Below are 17090 nucleotides of genomic sequence, written 5' to 3'. Positions count from 1 at the left end.
CCTCCCTCTGCGAATCCTGGAAAATAGGGCATGGCCATAAAGCAGCTTTCCGAAACGCTCATCAATCAGATTGCCGCCGGCGAAGTCATCGAACGGCCGGCAAGCGCCGCGAAGGAACTGATCGAGAATGCGCTTGACGCCGGCGCGACGAGGATCGAGATCGCGACGGCGGGGGGCGGCAAGACTCTGCTCAGGGTCACCGATAACGGTCTTGGAATGTCGCCGGCCGATCTCGAACTGGCGATCCGCCGCCATTGCACCTCCAAGCTCGACGGCAGCCTCGCCGACATCCGCACGCTTGGTTTTCGCGGCGAGGCGCTGCCCTCGATCGGCTCGGTAGCGCGACTTTCGATCACCACGAGGACGGCAGAGGCGCGAGAAGGGGCAACGATCACGATCACCGGCGGCAGAAGCGACCCTGTCCGCCCCTCGGCGGCCGTTGTCGGTACCGTGGTCGAGGTGCGCGAGCTCTTCTTCGCGACACCTGCACGGCTGAAGTTCATGAAGTCTGAAAGGGCCGAGACGGCCGCGATCTCGGAAGTCGTCCGGCGCATGGCCATCGCCTTTCCGAAAGTGCGCTTCGTGCTTTCGGGCTCCGATCGCTCGGCACTCGAGTTCCCGGCAACCGGAGACGATCGGCTGGCGCGGATGGCGCAGGTGCTCGGCAGGGACTTTCGCGACAATGCCATCGAGATCGATGCCGAGCGCGAGGGTGCGCGGCTTACCGGGTTCGCCGGCGTGCCGACTTTCAATCGCGGCAACTCGCTTCAGCAATATGCCTTCGTCAACGGACGCCCGGTGCAGGACAAGCTGATCATGTCCGCCATACGCGCCGCCTATGCCGAAACCGTACCGCAGGGGCGCTATCCTGTCGCGGTGCTGTCGCTTACGATCGATCCGGCCCTTGTCGACGTCAACGTTCATCCGGCGAAATCGGATGTGCGCTTCCGCGACCCCGGCCTGATCCGCGGCCTCATCATAGGCGCAATCCGCGAGGCACTGATGCGTGAGGGAGACCGGGCCGCGACGACCGGGGCGCAAGGTTTGATGCGCGCCTTCCGCCCTGAATTCCACAGGGGCGACCAGCAACGGCCGCAGGAACCCTGGACGGCCGCGACCTCCCCCTATCGACCGTTCAGCCCTGGCGGGGCGGCCCGCGGTTTTGCCGAGACGCCTCAGGCGGCGTTCTCGGATTTCGCACAGCCGTCTGCGCGCAACGCTGCCGTCCCGGTCGATAGCATACAGGCCGCCGATGGACAGGCGGCCTCCTTCCCGCTTGGTGCTGCCCGCGCTCAGCTTCACGAAAACTATATCGTCGCACAGACCGACGACGGGCTCGTGATCGTCGACCAGCACGCCGCGCATGAGCGTCTCGTCTTCGAAACGATGCGAACGGCGCTCCACGCCCGCCCCGTACCGGCGCAGGCGCTGCTGATCCCCGAGATCGTCGACCTGCCGGAGGAGGATTGCGACAGGCTGGTTGCGCATGCCGGCGAATTCACGCGGCTGGGTCTCGCCATCGAACGCTTCGGCCCCGCAGCGATCGCGGTCCGCGAAACACCGGCGATGCTCGGCGAGATGGATGCCGCCGGACTGGTGCGGCAGCTTGCCGACGAGCTTGCGGAATGGGACACAGCCGACGGCCTTGCCGGGCGGCTCGAATATCTGGCCGCCACCATGGCCTGTCACGGTTCCGTGCGCTCGGGCCGCCGCTTGCGCACCGAGGAAATGAACGCTCTGCTTCGTCGGATGGAGGCCACGCCCGGCTCCGGGCAATGCAACCACGGCCGGCCGACCTATATCGAACTCAAGCTCGCCGACATCGAACGGCTCTTCGGGCGGAGCTGAAGCTCCGCGGAACCGACCGAATCCACTGGTTTTTTACCGAGCGTCGCTATAGATCAGGACGTTAACGAAAAGACGAGGCCCGTTTCAGGCATGATGAACCGTTTCGAAGGAAGCTCCTCGCGGGAGGCGAAGATCCGGTATCTCGATGGAGACTTCCAGGTGGTCCTCGCCGGGTCCCACGTGGTCTGTGCCATTACCGGCGAAACCGTTCCGGTCGACGAACTGCGTTACTGGAGCGTCGCGCGCCAGGAAGCCTACGTGGATGCAGCCGCCTCGCTCGAGGCGGAGCGACGCACCGGCGACTTGCCAAACCAGCGACCGTAGAGCGTACGCGCCCGAAAAGGCCCCTTATCCGCCCGTCCGCACCGTCTCGCCGCAGGCGGCGCGAAGGGACGCGGTGCGACACCAGCATGAAAAAGGCCTCGACTTAACCCGACTTGTGCTCGCGCAGCCGGCGTGCGCGTGCGGAAGCAAGCGCCGCGTCGATGATCTTCCCCGGCGCTGCCGGATCGTCGAAGCGCACCTCGATCTCGATGACGCGGCTCTTTGCCGCCAGTTCCCCTGCCCGTCCGTGGCCAGGCTCCAGACGAACAATGTCCTTGGCCGTGGTCACGAGCGTGTAGCCCCGGCTTGTTGCACGATCGATGAGGTCGGCAATCTCGTCCTCGGAGAAATGATGGTGATCCGGAAAGCTTCGGGTTTCCTCGATGATCGCGCCGGTTTCGCGCACCGTTTTGAAGAACTTCTCCGTATCCGCAATCCCGGCCCAGGCGAGAACCTTGACGCCGACGAGAGATCCCTCGTCGATGCGCACGGTTTCAGCCACATAGACGGGCTTGCCTGCCCGGGACGCTCGGCGAACCACGGGATCGGCAGCGGAACCGTGGCCGAGCTTCAGAAGGGCCGTGGCGTGGCGCAGCTGATTGCCGATCGGCGCCCGGACCGGTCCGGAAGGGACAAGATGGCCATTGCCGATGCCGCGGCCGGAATCGACCACGATAAGAGCAAAATCGAACACGAGCCGGGCACTCTGGAACCCATCGTCCATGATGATGATATCCGCACCTTCCGCGGCAAGCTTCCGTGCTCCGTCCACCCTGCGACGGCAGATCACCGTGAGCGCCTCGCGGGCAAGCAGCAGCGGCTCGTCGCCTACGTCGCGGGCGCGATGGTGTTCGGGGTCGACCAAGGTCGTGACATCAAGCGATCCTCCATAGCCGCGGCTCAGGAAAGCCGGCTTCAAGCCCCTTGCCTTGGCGGCCCGCGCAATCGCAATGGCCGTCGGTGTCTTTCCGGCTCCACCGACTGTGAAGTTGCCGATGCAGATCAGCGGCACGGCCGAGGTGGCCCGGCGCGCGCGGTCCATCCGCATTCCGGCGATACGGCCATAGAGCCAGGAGAAGGGCCAAAGAGCATAGGCGCGCCAGTCGGCCTTGGTCCACCAGAATGGGGGCGCTTCTGAAACCATCTTTTACCCAAAAATATCCGCAGGGCCGCTCCTGTCCCCATGGGCAGAAGAAGCAATATCCAGAACTTCCGCCGCGAGCATCGGCCGTTAGCGGTATACCGGCGACAAAGAACGTCAGAATGGAGAAAAACGCAAGCCGATCACACGGTAAGCACCGTCTCCAACTCGGTGATGTCGGCCAGGCAATGGTCGGAAGCCGCGGCGAGCGACTGGCGCGATCCGGTGCCGGTCAAAACGGCAACCGTCATGCCGACGCCGGCACTGCGGCCCATATGCATGTCGTGATTGTTGTCTCCGACAACGGCCACCTCATCGGGTGCAAGCCCAGTTGCGGCACAAAATCCGAGCACCATGCCGGGCTCCGGCTTTGTTCCGTAGCCGCTGTCGTAACCCGCGATATAGTGCAGGTAGTTCTCGAAACCGAAGCGTTTCGCCGTTTCGCGGATCGAGCGCTCGTTGTCGCTCGAAGCAACGCCGAGCCGGTAACCTTTTGCGTGCAGCCCGGCAAAAAAGGACGCCAGGTCGGTCACGGGCACAGCATAGTGCGCCGATTGTGCAAAGAGTCCGTCGAACAACGACGTCAGTTCTTCCACGGTAAATGGCGCGCCGGCGCCGACCATGCCGGTGGCAATCTCCACCGTATTGCCGGCCGCAAGCAGGCTGTCGGGAACGACATGTCCGGAATCCGGGTCCATGCCGCCGGCACGCAGGAGGACATGTGCGAGATCCTCATCGCCCTTGGCAGCGATCCGCGCCAGTTCGTAGTTCACCGGGACCCAGCTCTTCACATAATCGAGAAGGGTACCGTCCTTGTCGAACAATATGCCGGCGATCGGCTTCAATACGGGCATGGTCCCTTCCGGAAATCAGGCTTCGGGCTTTGGGCGCGGCTCCAGCCGCGCCTTCACTACCAGCGGGTTGATATAAGGCTCGAGCCCTTTCATCGTCGCCGAGAGCGCGCCGCGCATCTGTTGCACGGTTTCAAGACCGGCGTCGATCATCGAACGACGCATGTCGTCGTTGGCAAGCAGGTAGTTCACCCCCTTGGCCAGCATCTCCGTATCGCGCACGATCTTGGCACTGCCGTTCTTGGCGAGCATCTGGTAGGTCTCGCGGAAATTCTGAACGTTCCCGCCCGAAAGAACGGCGCAGCCGAGCATAGCCGGTTCCAGCGGGTTCTGCCCGCCTTCCGCGAAAAGCGAGCGTCCGACGAAAGCGACCTCAGTCAGTCTGAGAAAGAGCCCCATCTCGCCGATCGTATCGCCGAGGAGAATGTCTATGTCAGGCGTGACCGGATCGCCGCGCGTGCGGCGCGCGACCTTCATCCCCTTGGCAACCAGGGCCGACTCGATGGCATCGCAACGCTCCGGGTGGCGCGGGACGATGATCGTAAGCAGCCCGGTTCTTTCCTTCAGCGCCTGATGGACCGTCCCGGCCGCATTCTCCTCTCCCTCGAAGGTCGAGATTGCAGCCCAAGTCTTTCGCGCGCCGATCTGTTGCCGGTATTCGCGCAGATCCCGGGGATCGTGGGGCGGAGCCTCATTGTCCACCTTGAGATTGCCGGAAACGGTGACCGGGAGCGCGCCGAGCGTGCGAAACCGCTCCGCATCCACATCGGACTGGGCGATGACGAGCGCGAGGTTTTCAAAGAGAGCATCAGCCAAGGACGGGCGCCGCCGCCAGCGGGCGAAAGTGCGATCCGAAAGACGGCCATTGACCAGTACCTGCGGAATGTGGCGCCTGCCGAGTTCGATGATCGTCATCGGCCAGATTTCCGATTCGGCGATGATCGCCAGGTCCGGCTGCCAATATTCCAGGAAGCGGCTTACCGCGGGCTTGAAATCGAGCGGTACGTATTGATGCACGACGGCCGAGCCCAATCGCTCTGCCGCGACCCGCGCCGAGGTCGTCGTGCCGGTGGTCAGCACCACGGCTATGCCGCGACGACGGATTTCCTTGATCAGCGGAGTAACCGCATTCGTCTCTCCTACGCTGGCGGCGTGGAACCAGACGAGGGGACCCTGCGGACGCGGCGCGCTCGGATAGCCATAGCGCTCCCGCCTGCGTGCCGGGTCCTCCTTGCCCTTTGCCGCGCGCAGAGCAAGATAGGACCAGAAGAAGGGATAAATGGCAGTTCCAAGCCAGCGGTACCCAGCAAGTGCCATCCGTGCACGCACGCTACTCATGAACGCTCGTCCTCAGCTGCGTCCGGCGCCGTCGGCATCATTTGACTTCCGGATCGAGCAGCCGATGCATGTGAACGATGAAATAGCGCATATGCGCATTGTCGACGGTCATCTGGGCCTTGGCTTTCCAGACGGCGTGCGCGCTCTCGTAATCCGGGAAGATGCCGACGATATCCAGATTTTCGAGGTCGCGAAACTGCACGTCGGCGAGCGTCGCCAACTCGCCGCCGAAGACGAGGTGCAGCCGTTGTTTTTTCTCGGAGTCGTGAGCCATGGAATTTCCATCTGTGTTCTTACTGGTATGGGGGTGGTTTGCGGCATTCGCCCCTAAAGGTCAATGGGGCTCAAGAGGCCTGGAAGCGGCCAGCAAGGCCGGTAGCGCCGCCCCCGATGCCGCGGCAAGAACGCCGTGGGTGACGGTCGGGCGATTGTAGAACAAGGGCTCGTTGTCGAGACCGCAAAGCGCGCCGCCGGCGCGCGAAAGAATGAGGTCGGCGGCCGCGAGATCCCAATCATGCGAGTTCCGCTTGACGATCGTTCCGTCGATACGGCCGTCCGCGATCATCGCAAGCCGATAGGCGAGCGACGGTACATGTGATACGCGCATCATCGTCTTGCGATAGGGCAGAGCCAGCTTGCCCATGATATCCTCGGCCGCTGCCACCTTCAGCACCGCGCCCGAGGCCGTCTCCCGCACCGCGATCGGTTTGCCGTTCTTCCGCACTTCGCCGTCGCGGGTCGCCTGGAATATCTCGCCGAGGGACGGTGCATAGAGCACGCCAGCCACGGGAAGTCCGCGATGAACGACGGCGACGCTGACGCACCAGAGGTCCTTCCCCGCGATGAAGGCCCGGGTCCCGTCGATCGGATCGACAACGAAGACAGTCTCGCGAAGGAGACGGCTTTCATCGTCGTCGGTCTCCTCCGAAAGCCAGCCATAGTCCGGCCGGGCAGAGAGCAGCCGACTCTTGAGGATGTCGTTGGCGGCAAGGTCGGCCTCGCTGACGGGAGAGCGTCCTTCATTTTTCCAGCGAACGTCCAGCGTCTTGCGAAAATAGCCGAGCGCCGTGTCACCCGCCGCGACTGCTGCCGCAAGAATGAGCTCGAGATCCTGGCCCCAGGCGGGCACGATCGAATGGGCTGTTTCTGACATGCAACTCCTTACGAGCGGCGCCTTTAGATCACGATGTTTAGGTCGGATCGACCCAAAAAATGAGCGCGATCGATTCCAAAGAGTTTAGACGCGGGGCACGGGCGGAAAATCCGCGCACACTTCCCTCATCCCCATCATGCAACGCGCCGCCCACATTCATGTTCCGGCGAGCGTCATGCCTTCGATCGCGAGGGTCGGCGCGGCAATACCGAACTTCCTGTCGATGTCGTCGGCAGGCGTCAGGGCCATGAACATCTGCTTCAGATTGGAGGCGATCGTTACCTCGGACACGGGATAGAGGACTTCGCCGTTTTCGATCCAGAAGCCGGAAGCGCCGCGGCTGTATTCGCCCGTCACCATGTTGACGCCCTGGCCGATGAGCTCGGTGACATAGAAGCCCGTGCCGACGCCGCCGATCAGATCCTCGCGCGAAATTGAGCCGGGCTCGAGAGCGAGATTGGTCGAGGCCGGGCTGACCGACGGACCACCGCGAACGCCCCGCCCGTTGGTTTCGAGGCCAAGTTCCCTGGCTGCGGACGTGGACAGGAACCAATGGCGCAGCACACCGTCCTCGACCATCGACAGTTTCGAGCCGCTGACCCCCTCCCCGTCGAAGGGACGCGATGAGGCACCGCGGACGATCAACGGATCGTCGGTTACGGCAATACCCGATTTCATGATCTGCTTGCCCATCATATCGCGCAGGAAGCTCGTCTTGCGGGCGACCGACGCACCGTTGACGGCTCCTGCAAGATGGCCAACGAAACCGCGCGCGATGCGAGGATCGAAAACGACGGTCAGGTTCTTCTGCGTCGCGACGCGGCGGGGATTGATGCGCGCTGCCGCCCGCTCGCCCGCCACGCGGCCGATATCCTCGGCCGTGCGGAGCTCGTGGAAATAGAGACGGCTGTCGAAATCATAGTCGCGCTCCATCTTGGTGCCTTCGCCGGCAATCGCGCTGACGGAGCAGCCGAAACGGGTGGCCATATAGGACCCGGAGAAACCATGCGACGTGACGAGCACGAGCCCGCCCATGCCGGCCGATGCACCGGCCCCGCTCGAATTGGTGACGCCGGTGACCGAGAGTGCGGCCTCCTCTGCGGCGAGCGCCCTCTCGGTGAGGGTCTCGGTGGATACGTCGCGGCTGTCGAAAAGATCGAGATCCGGATAGGACTTCGCCAGGCGATCGGGATCGGCGAGAGATGCGTAAGGATCCTCCGGCGATGCTTTCGCCATCGCCACGGCACGCTCCGCAAGGAGCTTCAGATCGAAACCGGGATTGGCGGAAACGCTGGCGACGCGGCGCCCGACAAAGACCCGTAGCGAGAAATCGTCGCTCTCGGAAGCCTCGGTCGCCTCCACCTTGCCGAGCCGCACGGAAACGGAACGCGAGCGCCCGCGCACCACCACCGCATCTGCTGCATCCGCGCCAGCGCGGCGGGCCTGATCGACAAGCTCGGCGGCGCGCTGCTCGAGGACGGCGGAATCGATCGTCTCAGACATGATTTTGACCTTTCAATCCTGTCCCATTTATTGTGCACTGAAGCATGCATCAAGGGCATCATCATGATTCCCGTCCCAGCAGCAAAATGATACTCGGCCACATGCGCCCCTCTCCTAAGGGTGTCCCCGGCCGTTATAGCGGAAGCACCGAGCATGGAAACGACGACGATCATCTATTCGCAAGCGCTCATGCTGCTTGGAGGCGCCGTGATCGCCGCGCCGCTGTTCAAGCGTCTCGGGCTCGGCACCATTCTCGGATATCTCGCCGCCGGCATCCTGATCGGGCCCGTCGCCCAGCAGATCACCGAAGGCGAAGAGATCCTGCATGTCTCGGAGCTCGGCGTCGTCTTCCTGCTGTTCATCATCGGCCTTGAGCTAAAACCGTCGCGACTCTGGCAGATGCGACGCGATATATTCGGGCTCGGCACCGCACAAGTCGTGGTCACCGGCCTCGCTCTTTCGTTCCTGATCGCGCTCAGCGGTCTTCTCGAAGGCGCCGCCAGCGTTGTCGCCGGCTTTGGCCTGGCGCTTTCTTCCACCGCCTTCGCCATGCAGATCCTGGAAGAGAACAACGATACCAATACACGCTACGGCCAGCGCGCCTTTTCCATTCTCCTGCTCCAGGACCTTGCGATCGTTCCTCTGCTTGCAATCATTCCGTTGATGGCGGCGCAAGCGCCGGAGGATACGACGACGCCGCTCCAGGATTTCGCGATCGCAATAGCTGCCGTTGCCGCACTTTTCGCCGCCGGCCGTTATCTTCTCAACCCGCTCTTTCAGGTGATCGCGCGTACAGGCGCGCGCGACGTGATGATCGCAGCCGCGCTTCTCGTCGTGATGGGCGCGGCCACGATGATGCAGCTCGCCGGGCTTTCGATGGCAATGGGTGCCTTTCTCGCCGGCGTGTTGCTGGCCGAATCGTCCTATCGGCACGAGCTGGAAGCCGATATCGAGCCCTTCCGCGGTATCCTGCAGGCGCTTTTCTTCATGGCGGTTGGCCTGTCCCTCGAGCTCCACGTCGTGGCGGAGAACCTCCTGAACATCATGATCGCCGTTCCCGTTCTGATGCTGGTAAAAAGTCTCGTTCTTTACGGGCTTTGCCGGGCGTCAGGCTCACGGCATAACGACGCCGTCCGCATCGGCCTGCTTCTGCCGCAGGGCGGCGAATTCGGTTTCGTCCTCTTTACCGCTGCCGCTGCGGCCGGGGTCTTTTCGCAGGCGACCGCCTCGCTGCTGGTCGCGATCGTCACGCTCTCCATGGCATTGACCCCGGTTGCGGCCATGCTCTCCAGGCGTCTGATGCACCAGCAGGATGAAACGGCCGAGGAGATCGAAGAGAATTTCGAGGGCGCCGGCGCCGACGTGCTGATGATCGGCTTTTCCCGCTTCGCGCAGATCGCTTCGCAAATCCTGCTGGCCGGCGGACGCGAGGTGACGATCATCGACCATTCCGCCGCCCGCGTGCGCCAGGCCGCGACATTCGGATTCCGGATCTATTTCGGCGACGGCACGCGCCTCGACGTATTGAGGGCTGCCGGGATCGAAAAAGCAAAGATCGTCGCCGTCTGCACGCAGAAGAAGGAGGTCACGGACAGGATCATCGATCTCGTCCACACAGAATTCCCGAATGCACGCGTGTTTGCGCGCTCCTACGACCGCCAGCACACACTGGAGCTGCGCGCACGCGGGGTCGACTACGAATTGCGCGAGACCTTCGAGTCGGGTTTGCTGTTCGGCCGCAAGACGCTCGAAGCACTCGGCGTGAACGGCGACGAAGCCATCGGCATCATGGACGATATCCGCCGCCGCGACGAGGCAAGGCTGGTGCTCCAGGAAGCAGAGGGCATTACCGCCGGCCGCGACATGCTGCACTCAAGACCGGTACGGCCGGAACCGCTGGTCAAGCCGAAGCGCGAGGTCACTCACCCCGCCGATGCCCTGCCGGGCAACGTCGCCGGGAGCGAGACGTTGGAAAAGACGGAGTGAAACGGCTGTGTGTGTGACTGCGCTCACAACGTTGCTTGCCACCGGGCACGTTGACTGAAACATCACCCGGAATTGATTCCGCCCGCCTCGTCTTCATCGATGAGGCGGGAACGAACATGGGCTAGCGCGCGCCGTGCCCAAGCCGGCCAAGCCGACCGAGCGAACAGGCCGCGCGCTTCGGCCGACCCGTCGAGCCAGACATCTTTCAATTCAGACAGGAAACGCTCTATCTCCAGAAGGCTCTGGTGCCAGAACTCGATGCCGGCGCCGCCTGTCTTCCTGCCTGAATATTATTCCGAAATAACTGCGCTCGTAAATAACTTCGTCTTAAAGAGGGCGCCTCTTGTAATTGTATCTTTCAAAATACGGAACATACAGCTTAAAGTTTTACATAAATAATACTTCTTAAGGTAGTATATTATTGGTAACTAGTTATAAGTATAAGCAACTTATATAGTCATAAGCCTTCCTTAATTGTGGCTTTATCGCATCAATCTTAACTTTATGACAAAACATACTTGATAAAAATATTAAATTTCGCGATAAACGATTTAGGACGCTCAAGGAGGCGCCTTTGACGAGGGGACCATAGTATGAAAAGATATTTCTTAAGTGCGGCATTTCTTGCTGGAGCACTTTCACCTATCGTGGCCGCCGATCTTGCGCCGGTCGAGTCGCCGCCGGCCATATCCGCGCCGGCAGCGTTCGACTGGAACGGCTTTTATCTCGGCGGTAACGTAGGCGGCGGCCGTGCGGATGTGGATTGGACGTATCAGCCTTTCGGCGAGACGGCCCATCACGACGGTAAGGGATTTCTCGGCGGCGTTCAGGCGGGCTATAACTGGCAGATCGACGGCTTCGTCATCGGTGCAGAAGCGGACTTTCTGGGTTCCAGCATCGATGGAGACACGCCCTGCCCTAATCCGGCTTACTCATGCACGAGCGATACGAAATGGCTGTCCACCGTCCGCGCCCGCGCAGGCTACAGCTTCGATAACCTGCTTGTCTACGCGACTGGCGGATTGGGAATAGGCCGCTTCGAGATAAAAACGGATGACGGAGCCGGTACAAGCGGTAGCACCATACGCAACGACACCGGCTGGGTCGCCGGCGCTGGCGTCGAATACGGCTTCTCGCCGAACTGGTCGATCAAGGCCGAGTATATGCACCATGATTTCGGCGAGCGAACCTATACAGTCGATGGCGGCAATCCTGTCGATGCCGACTTCCGCTTCGATACGGGCAAGATTGGCGTAAACTACCGCTTCTGAGCATCCAATATAAGCGAAGCAGCAGACGCCCTCTCCAGGTGGCTAACGCCTGGTTCAAGCATCCATCAGCAGTCGGCGAGGACGGATTTCCTTCGTAATCGCCGGCCATCTTCGGCGGTCCATGAATGAGCCTGCTACGATTGGCCTGGCCGTCGCAAGCGCCTCCCCCTGATTACTGGTGCGGGCGCCCCATAGGGCTCATCGTCTGTCTACATTCCCTTCTTCCACTGTTCTATGCGTTCTGCCAACGCGCGCTTCGTTTCATCCTTGGTACGGCTGGTGGCGGTAAGCAACTCCTGCGCCCGCAGGAAATCGAGCACGCGGAACCGCCCCACATCGGGCCTGAGGAGAATGTCCGGAGCGCCGGCCTGCATCTTCATGGTGATGATCGACTGCATCATCAACTGGGTCGCGCCGAACAGGCTGTCGATGCGGCTGGGGATCGTCTCGCCATCCCCATCGGGCCCGCCGACGACATCGACGGCGATGACGATGTCGGCCAGTCCCCGCAAGTGATCGAAGGGAATTGGATTGTAGATCCCGCCGTCGATCATCACGCGGCCATCGATCTTCACCGGCATGAAAACCGCAGGTAGGGCGCAGGAGGCGGCAAGCGCCTTGTAAAGATCGCCGCTCTCGCAGACGCTTTCCGTCTGCCCGTAATAGTCCGTGACGATGATTTTCAAGGGGAGGGCCAGATCGGAGAAGCGGACGGGCACTGCGTCAGGCAGAAAGGCCTTCAGCACGCGCTCTATGTTGAACTGGCCGAAGCGGAAGCCGCTCGCCATGGCTTCAGCAAGACTTGCCGGCCTTAATCGCCACAGCCGGTTGAGCACCTCCCCGCGGCGACCGACGGTCGAAAGCACATGCTCGCGAATTTCCTTCCCGCTCATGCCGGCCGCCACGCCGGCTCCCATGAGCGCGCCGATCGACGAACCGGCGACCACCGCCGGCCGAAGGCCCATCTCGTCAAGCGCGTCGATGACGTGAATATGGGCAAGCCCACGGGCACCGCCGCCTCCCAGCGCAAGCGCGATGGTCGGCTCCCCCTTGTTCGCCGCAACCTTGCGAGTCGTGGATAGCTTCTGGTCCATCAGCATCCCTCCGTCACCGGCCATCCTGCACAATAGGCAGGCCGAGATCACGCGGAATCTGAGCAGCTCCGGCGGACTTTGCGCCGATCTCAGGCGCCGCGAAAGCGAAGAAAATGCATGAGCGTGTCGCCGAAGGCGCGTTCATCGACCGATTCGAAACTCTCGGAAAACTGCGGCCGGACATCCGCGCGTTCCTCCAGGATCGCAAGGGCGCCGGCAACGAGCCAACCGCCGCGGGCGGCCGCGATCAGAGCGCGCTCGCCAAGGCCTTTGCCATAGGGCGGATCTGCAAACACCAGATGAAATGGCTCCATCGTCCCGACGGGGCCGAGGTCGGTCGCGTCGCGACGGAAAATCTTTGCCCGCCCCTGAAGGCCAAGCGCCTCGATGTTGACACGCAGCAGTCCACGTCCCTCCACCCCCTGTTCGACGAAAAGAACCTGACGGCAACCGCGCGACAGCGCCTCGAAGCCCACGGCGCCCGTGCCGGCGAAGAGGTCGAGGACGCGCGTCCCGTCAAGGACCTCGGGATAGGCGTGACCGAGAATGTTGAACAGGCTCTCGCGCGTCCGGTCCGTGGTCGGGCGGATGTCGTTCGACTTCGGTGTGGCCAGCGTGCGGCCGCGGAATTCTCCCCCGACGATGCGCACGGCCGGCTACTTCCCCCTGCCCTGCGGTCCCTTGCCCGAGGATTTGCCGCCACCAGGGCGATTACCGGGTTTGCCGCCACCCGGGCGATTACCGGGCTTGCCTCCACCGGGCCGCCTGCCGCCGGAGGGTTTGGTGCCTGCGGGTTTTCCGGCGCGCGATTCGGACGAGCGATTGGCGGAGGGGTTTGCCGCCGCCGGCTTGCCGCCAGCGTTCGCCCGTGGCCGGTCGTCGGCAAAGCGCTTCTTGCCGTCGCCGCGCGGTGGCCGAGCGGTCTCCTTGCGGCCGCCGGAAGACGCGCGGTCATCGGCCGGGTCGCGTGCAGCCCGCTCCCCCTCCGGACGGCGCGGCGGACGATCGCCATGGTCGCGTGATTTCCGCTCTGCGCCTTCGAGCGGGCGACGCCTTTCGAAGCCACCGGCGGCGTCCTTGCGGCCGGCGGATTTACCCGCCTTGCCCTTACGCTCCTCATCAAAGCCGGCTGCCTTCGCCGTGGCGGGGTCCTTAGCACGGTCGCGGCGTTTAACGTCCGCCGGCGCGCGCCGCGTGGATTTCGGAGAAAGCTCGTCTTCCGCAGCCTTCGGCTTTTTCTCGACCGTCGGACGCGCACCCGGCGCCATCCAGACGTTGGAAGAGCGGTTGCGTCTCAGAGGCGGGCGAGCAGGACGTTCCTCCGCCTTTCCACGACTGCGGCCTCGGTCGTTCGGTCGGCCATCGTCGCGGCGGGTGTCGAGGCGGGCAAGAGCACGCTCGCGCTTGTCTCCGGCCTTCTCGCGCTTGCTGCCCCATTCCGCCTTGCCGTGATCGGCGACAGGCTCTGCTTCAGGCTCGGCAGCAGTCGACTGGTCGTTATAGATCGGCGCGTCGAAATTCGCTTTGGCGTCGGCGATCAGCCGGGGGCCCAGCTGTTCGCGCAGCGTTCGGCCGCGAATCTCCTGAACCTGACCAATCGGCAACTCGCCGAGCTGGAACGGACCATAGGAGATGCGGATCAGTCGGTTTACGTCGAGGCCAAGTGCGCCAAGGACGTTCTTGATCTCACGATTCTTGCCTTCGCGCAGGCCCATAGTGATCCAGACGTTCGAGCCCTGTACCCGATCCAGAGTAGCCTCGATCGCCCCGTAAAGGACACCTTCGACCGCGATACCCTCTTTCAGGCGGTCGAGCGCCGCCTGATCGATTTCCCCGTGTGCGCGCACGCGGTAGCGGCGCAGCCAGCCTGTCGACGGCAGCTCAAGCACGCGGGCAAGCCCGCCGTCATTCGTCAGGAGCAGCAGGCCTTCGGTGTTGATGTCCAGCCGGCCGATCGACAGAACGCGCGGCAGATCCTCGGGCAGGTTTTCGAAGACCGTCGGCCGGCCTTCCGGATCGGCATTGGTCGTCACGAGCCCGCCCGGCTTGTGATAGAGCCAAAGCCGCGTCCGTTCGATGCCGCGGATCGGATGGCCGTCCACTTCGATCCTGTCGGCGAGCGTCGCGTTGACCACCGGTGTGTCGAGCACGAGGCCATTGAGACTGACGCGCCCTTCCATGATCATCCGCTCGACGTCGCGGCGCGATGCAACGCCTGCGCGCGAGAGTATCTTCGAGATGCGCTGTGGCTGTTCCGCACCCGCAGCCGACGCGGCCGGCGCGCTACCGGCTGCCCGCACTGCAGCCTTCTCGCCGCCGGAATGAGGTTTCGTGTCGCGACCCTTGGCCTTGCCGCCGGGCCTCGTGGGCTTGTCTTTGGATGTCATTTGTGTTGCCTGCCTTTTGCGGCTGTCCTATCAGGTCGTAGGCCGTGGGTTAAGAGGAAATTGTCGAACGAAGATGACGGATACGGCGCCCTTCATGCAGGCGGCCCTTCAGGAGGCCCGAAAGGCCGCGGCACGCGGCGAAGTGCCGATCGGCGCCGTCATCGTGCATGAAGGCGAAGTGGTCGCCGCGGCGGGCAACCGCACCCGCGAACTCAACGACATCACGGCGCATGCGGAGATCGAGGCGATCCGCATGGCGGCGACGGCCATTGGCGGCGAGCGGCTCTCGGGAGCCGATCTCTACGTCACTCTCGAGCCATGCACCATGTGCGCCGCCGCGATCTCCTTTGCTCGCATTCGTCGCCTCTATTACGGAGCAGAGGATCCGAAGGGCGGCGCGGTCGACAACGGGGTCAGGTTCTATTCTTCTCCCACCTGCCATCATGTTCCGGATGTCTATTCCGGACTTGCTGAGCGGGAGGCTGCGGATATTCTGCGCGCATTCTTTGCCGCCCGGCGTTAAAGCAATTCCGCTCTCGATCACGTTGCGACGCGGGATGCGGGCGGAAAACCGCATACACTTTTCCTCATCCCGCCCTATGGGCTGTTGAGATTCGGGGTGCCCGCCGCGACTTGCTTGATTTCCTCATTCCTGTGCTCGTCACAGGCATCCAGCCAGACCAAGTCCTTGGGCTAAAAGAACTTCCCGCGCAGACGCGGCGCTGCTGGTTTTCTGTGACGAGCACAGAAATGAGGGAAGAAGAACGACCGCGGCCCTGCGATCCGTTTCCTACTGCATGTTTCCTTTAATCGGATTCGATTGAAGGACAAAACATGCAGCAGATCGAAGTGCTACAGCGACCTTTGTGCGTCTGATAAGACGCACGGCGCTGTAGGCCGCGCAGCCGGCACTCAAGGGAATTCTAGCGCATCGCCATACGCGCCGACAAACCAGAGCTCCAACGCCATCATCCATCGCACAGCAGCCGTGATAAACTCAAGATGAATCTCAACAGGCCCTAATCCGCAGCAAACGTCTCCAGCCCTTTGCCGGCAAGCCGGTAACGCGTCCATTCCGACATAGGCTCCGCCCCGACGGCCTCGTAGACGCGAATGGCGGGCTCGTTCCAGTCAAGCACGCTCCACTCGAAGCGACCGCAGCCTTCGGCAACGGCTGTCCGTGCCAGATACTTCAGCAGCGCCTTCCCAGCGCCCGAGCCACGAAATTCCGGAGAGACGTAAAGGTCCTCGAGATAAAGTCCCTTGCGCGCCTGCCAGGTGGAATAGCTGAAGAACCAGATGGCAAAGCCCGCGGGCGTGCCGTCGGCCTCGCAGATCACTGCGCGCGCAACCGCATCGGCTCCGAAGAGCGTCTCGTGCACGCGCTCAACGGTCGCCTCAACCTCGTGCGGCGCCTTTTCATATGTCGCGAGCTCCGTGATGAACCGGAGGATCGTCGCAGCGTCATCAGGAACGGCATCGCGAATGCTGATGGCCATGGCTTAGGATCGAGTCCAATATGTTAAAGCGGATGGGAGCGGAAAACCGCGGCCCAGTGTTCTGATTACGTCTTAAAACGGCCAGTACCACTTGGATCCGGAATTCTTGATCTGCGCCTCCTTCTTGCGGCGGCGCGCCTTGTCCTTCTCGGGCTCACCGAGATCGGCTTCGGCTCCTTCCGGCAAGCGGCGATATTCGAGCGGCGGATCGCTCAGGAAGCGGCGCTTATCCGAATAGGCGCCCTGCTCAATCTTGCGTGCCTGACGATAGGCTTCCTGCTGCTCCTTGGCCGAAAGGCGGCGGCCGTTGGCATTCGCTTTTGCCAGCGGCGAGACATAGTTGGGATCGTTCTTGTTGGCGTCCGCCTCTTCACGCAGACGCGCGCGCGTTTCCTCGGGAGACTCGACCCAGGCCGGATTTGCCTCGCGGCTCGCAAGCGACTGCTGCGGCTGTACGAGAGCCGTCTGCTGCTGTTCGGGGGGCAGTACCAGGCCGGGGCGCGGCTGATACTTGACCGGATCCCGTTTCGGCGGAGCGAGGCTGACGGCGCTGCCGAGGTCGTCGAGCAAATGCTCGCCAGCCGTCTTGTCCGTGCCGTAGGTCGGGCCGCCAATGCAGCCGGAAAGCACCAGCCCTCCCGCCAGGATGGCGGCAATGCCGGCGGCCACTCGCAACTCTCGCGTCATTCCCATGA

General features: G+C 62.8%; 16 protein-coding genes. 5 read left to right on the top strand and 11 right to left on the bottom strand.

What is annotated here, in order from left to right; all coding sequences use genetic code 11:
• The first annotated feature begins 30 nt into the window (after positions 1 to 30).
• Together mutL and FB009_RS03570 are read left to right on the top strand one after the other, a co-directional pair.
• Complete coding sequence (gene mutL / locus FB009_RS03575; RefSeq protein ID WP_011974632.1) at positions 31 to 1848, top strand: DNA mismatch repair endonuclease MutL; 1818 nt, start codon at positions 31 to 33, stop codon at positions 1846 to 1848.
• Positions 1849 to 1938: 90 nt separating this feature from the next.
• The gene (locus tag FB009_RS03570; protein WP_011974631.1) at positions 1939 to 2172 is read left to right on the top strand and encodes a DUF2093 domain-containing protein; all 234 of its coding nucleotides are present in this window, start codon (positions 1939 to 1941) and stop codon (positions 2170 to 2172) included.
• 103 nt (positions 2173 to 2275) lie between these two features.
• Here FB009_RS03570 and lpxK read toward each other — a convergent pair whose 3' ends face one another.
• The 6 genes from lpxK to FB009_RS03540 all read right to left on the bottom strand — a co-directional run bounded on the left by lpxK (position 2276) and on the right by FB009_RS03540 (position 8158).
• The gene (gene lpxK, locus FB009_RS03565) at positions 2276 to 3316 is read right to left on the bottom strand and encodes a tetraacyldisaccharide 4'-kinase (protein ID WP_011974630.1); all 1041 of its coding nucleotides are present in this window, start codon (positions 3314 to 3316) and stop codon (positions 2276 to 2278) included.
• Positions 3317 to 3456: 140 nt separating this feature from the next.
• A complete protein-coding gene (locus FB009_RS03560) occupies positions 3457 to 4167 on the bottom strand; it encodes an HAD family hydrolase (RefSeq protein WP_018208854.1) in 711 nt (236 codons plus the stop codon).
• A gap of 15 nt (positions 4168 to 4182) precedes the next feature.
• Positions 4183 to 5502 (bottom strand): lipid IV(A) 3-deoxy-D-manno-octulosonic acid transferase, encoded by a 1320-nt coding sequence (gene waaA, locus FB009_RS03555; protein ID WP_011974628.1) that lies wholly within the window; start codon positions 5500 to 5502, stop codon positions 4183 to 4185.
• 37 nt (positions 5503 to 5539) lie between these two features.
• The gene (locus FB009_RS03550) at positions 5540 to 5776 is read right to left on the bottom strand and encodes a DUF4170 domain-containing protein (protein WP_011974627.1); all 237 of its coding nucleotides are present in this window, start codon (positions 5774 to 5776) and stop codon (positions 5540 to 5542) included.
• Between the two features lie 60 nt (positions 5777 to 5836).
• A complete protein-coding gene (locus FB009_RS03545; protein WP_011974626.1) occupies positions 5837 to 6655 on the bottom strand; it encodes a 3'(2'),5'-bisphosphate nucleotidase CysQ in 819 nt (272 codons plus the stop codon).
• Positions 6656 to 6811: 156 nt separating this feature from the next.
• Entirely contained in the window at positions 6812 to 8158 is a 1347-nt protein-coding gene (locus FB009_RS03540; RefSeq protein WP_011974625.1) for a TldD/PmbA family protein, read from the bottom strand.
• A 153-nt stretch (positions 8159 to 8311) separates the two neighbouring features.
• Between FB009_RS03540 and FB009_RS03535 the strand changes: the two genes are divergently transcribed.
• Positions 8312 to 10144, top strand: coding sequence for a monovalent cation:proton antiporter-2 (CPA2) family protein (locus FB009_RS03535; RefSeq protein ID WP_024312313.1), 1833 nt, complete (start codon positions 8312 to 8314; stop codon positions 10142 to 10144).
• 593 nt (positions 10145 to 10737) lie between these two features.
• Positions 10738 to 11415: an outer membrane protein gene (locus tag FB009_RS03530; protein WP_145161448.1), complete on the top strand. Its 678-nt coding sequence runs from the start codon at positions 10738 to 10740 to the stop codon at positions 11413 to 11415.
• A 209-nt stretch (positions 11416 to 11624) separates the two neighbouring features.
• On the opposite strand, the gene FB009_RS03525 is transcribed toward FB009_RS03530, so the two are convergent.
• The 3 genes from FB009_RS03525 to FB009_RS03515 form a co-directional block, all read right to left on the bottom strand.
• Positions 11625 to 12509 carry a patatin-like phospholipase family protein gene (locus tag FB009_RS03525; protein WP_011974622.1) on the bottom strand — a complete coding sequence of 295 codons (885 nt, stop codon included), beginning with the start codon at positions 12507 to 12509 and terminating at the stop codon, positions 11625 to 11627.
• 89 nt (positions 12510 to 12598) lie between these two features.
• A complete protein-coding gene (rsmD, locus tag FB009_RS03520) occupies positions 12599 to 13159 on the bottom strand; it encodes a 16S rRNA (guanine(966)-N(2))-methyltransferase RsmD (RefSeq protein WP_011974621.1) in 561 nt (186 codons plus the stop codon).
• Between the two features lie 6 nt (positions 13160 to 13165).
• Complete coding sequence (locus FB009_RS03515) at positions 13166 to 14896, bottom strand: pseudouridine synthase (protein WP_011974620.1); 1731 nt, start codon at positions 14894 to 14896, stop codon at positions 13166 to 13168.
• Between the two features lie 73 nt (positions 14897 to 14969).
• Between FB009_RS03515 and FB009_RS03510 the strand changes: the two genes are divergently transcribed.
• On the top strand, positions 14970 to 15419 hold the full coding sequence (locus FB009_RS03510) for a nucleoside deaminase (RefSeq protein WP_011974619.1): 450 nt from the start codon (positions 14970 to 14972) through the stop codon (positions 15417 to 15419).
• 496 nt (positions 15420 to 15915) lie between these two features.
• Here FB009_RS03510 and FB009_RS03500 read toward each other — a convergent pair whose 3' ends face one another.
• Together FB009_RS03500 and FB009_RS03495 are read right to left on the bottom strand one after the other, a co-directional pair.
• Positions 15916 to 16395 carry a GNAT family N-acetyltransferase gene (locus FB009_RS03500; RefSeq protein ID WP_011974618.1) on the bottom strand — a complete coding sequence of 160 codons (480 nt, stop codon included), beginning with the start codon at positions 16393 to 16395 and terminating at the stop codon, positions 15916 to 15918.
• Positions 16396 to 16467: 72 nt separating this feature from the next.
• Positions 16468 to 17088 (bottom strand): hypothetical protein, encoded by a 621-nt coding sequence (locus tag FB009_RS03495; RefSeq protein ID WP_011974617.1) that lies wholly within the window; start codon positions 17086 to 17088, stop codon positions 16468 to 16470.
• Between the last annotated feature and the right edge of the window lie 2 nt (positions 17089 to 17090).

The sequence above is a fragment of the Sinorhizobium medicae genome, from assembly GCF_007827695.1.
GTDB classification, from domain to species: Bacteria; Pseudomonadota; Alphaproteobacteria; order Rhizobiales; family Rhizobiaceae; genus Sinorhizobium; species Sinorhizobium medicae.
The sequence above is the reverse complement of the archived record's forward strand: the minus strand, read 5'-3'. Positions and strand labels throughout refer to the sequence as shown.

Coding starts and splice junctions, on each gene's coding strand:
- FB009_RS03560 (WP_018208854.1), bottom strand. CDS start 4,167: ATGCCCGTATTGAAGCCGATCGCCGGCATATTGTTCGACAAGGACGGT.
- FB009_RS03545 (WP_011974626.1), bottom strand. CDS start 6,655: ATGTCAGAAACAGCCCATTCGATCGTGCCCGCCTGGGGCCAGGATCTC.
- FB009_RS03525 (WP_011974622.1), bottom strand. CDS start 12,509: ATGGACCAGAAGCTATCCACGACTCGCAAGGTTGCGGCGAACAAGGGG.
- FB009_RS03515 (WP_011974620.1), bottom strand. CDS start 14,896: ATGACATCCAAAGACAAGCCCACGAGGCCCGGCGGCAAGGCCAAGGGT.
- FB009_RS03535 (WP_024312313.1), top strand. CDS start 8,312: ATGGAAACGACGACGATCATCTATTCGCAAGCGCTCATGCTGCTTGGA.
- FB009_RS03550 (WP_011974627.1), bottom strand. CDS start 5,776: ATGGCTCACGACTCCGAGAAAAAACAACGGCTGCACCTCGTCTTCGGC.
- waaA (WP_011974628.1), bottom strand. CDS start 5,502: ATGAGTAGCGTGCGTGCACGGATGGCACTTGCTGGGTACCGCTGGCTT.
- FB009_RS03500 (WP_011974618.1), bottom strand. CDS start 16,395: ATGGCCATCAGCATTCGCGATGCCGTTCCTGATGACGCTGCGACGATC.
- FB009_RS03495 (WP_011974617.1), bottom strand. CDS start 17,088: ATGGGAATGACGCGAGAGTTGCGAGTGGCCGCCGGCATTGCCGCCATC.
- FB009_RS03540 (WP_011974625.1), bottom strand. CDS start 8,158: ATGTCTGAGACGATCGATTCCGCCGTCCTCGAGCAGCGCGCCGCCGAG.
- mutL (WP_011974632.1), top strand. CDS start 31: ATGGCCATAAAGCAGCTTTCCGAAACGCTCATCAATCAGATTGCCGCC.
- FB009_RS03510 (WP_011974619.1), top strand. CDS start 14,970: ATGACGGATACGGCGCCCTTCATGCAGGCGGCCCTTCAGGAGGCCCGA.
- FB009_RS03570 (WP_011974631.1), top strand. CDS start 1,939: ATGATGAACCGTTTCGAAGGAAGCTCCTCGCGGGAGGCGAAGATCCGG.
- FB009_RS03530 (WP_145161448.1), top strand. CDS start 10,738: ATGAAAAGATATTTCTTAAGTGCGGCATTTCTTGCTGGAGCACTTTCA.
- lpxK (WP_011974630.1), bottom strand. CDS start 3,316: ATGGTTTCAGAAGCGCCCCCATTCTGGTGGACCAAGGCCGACTGGCGC.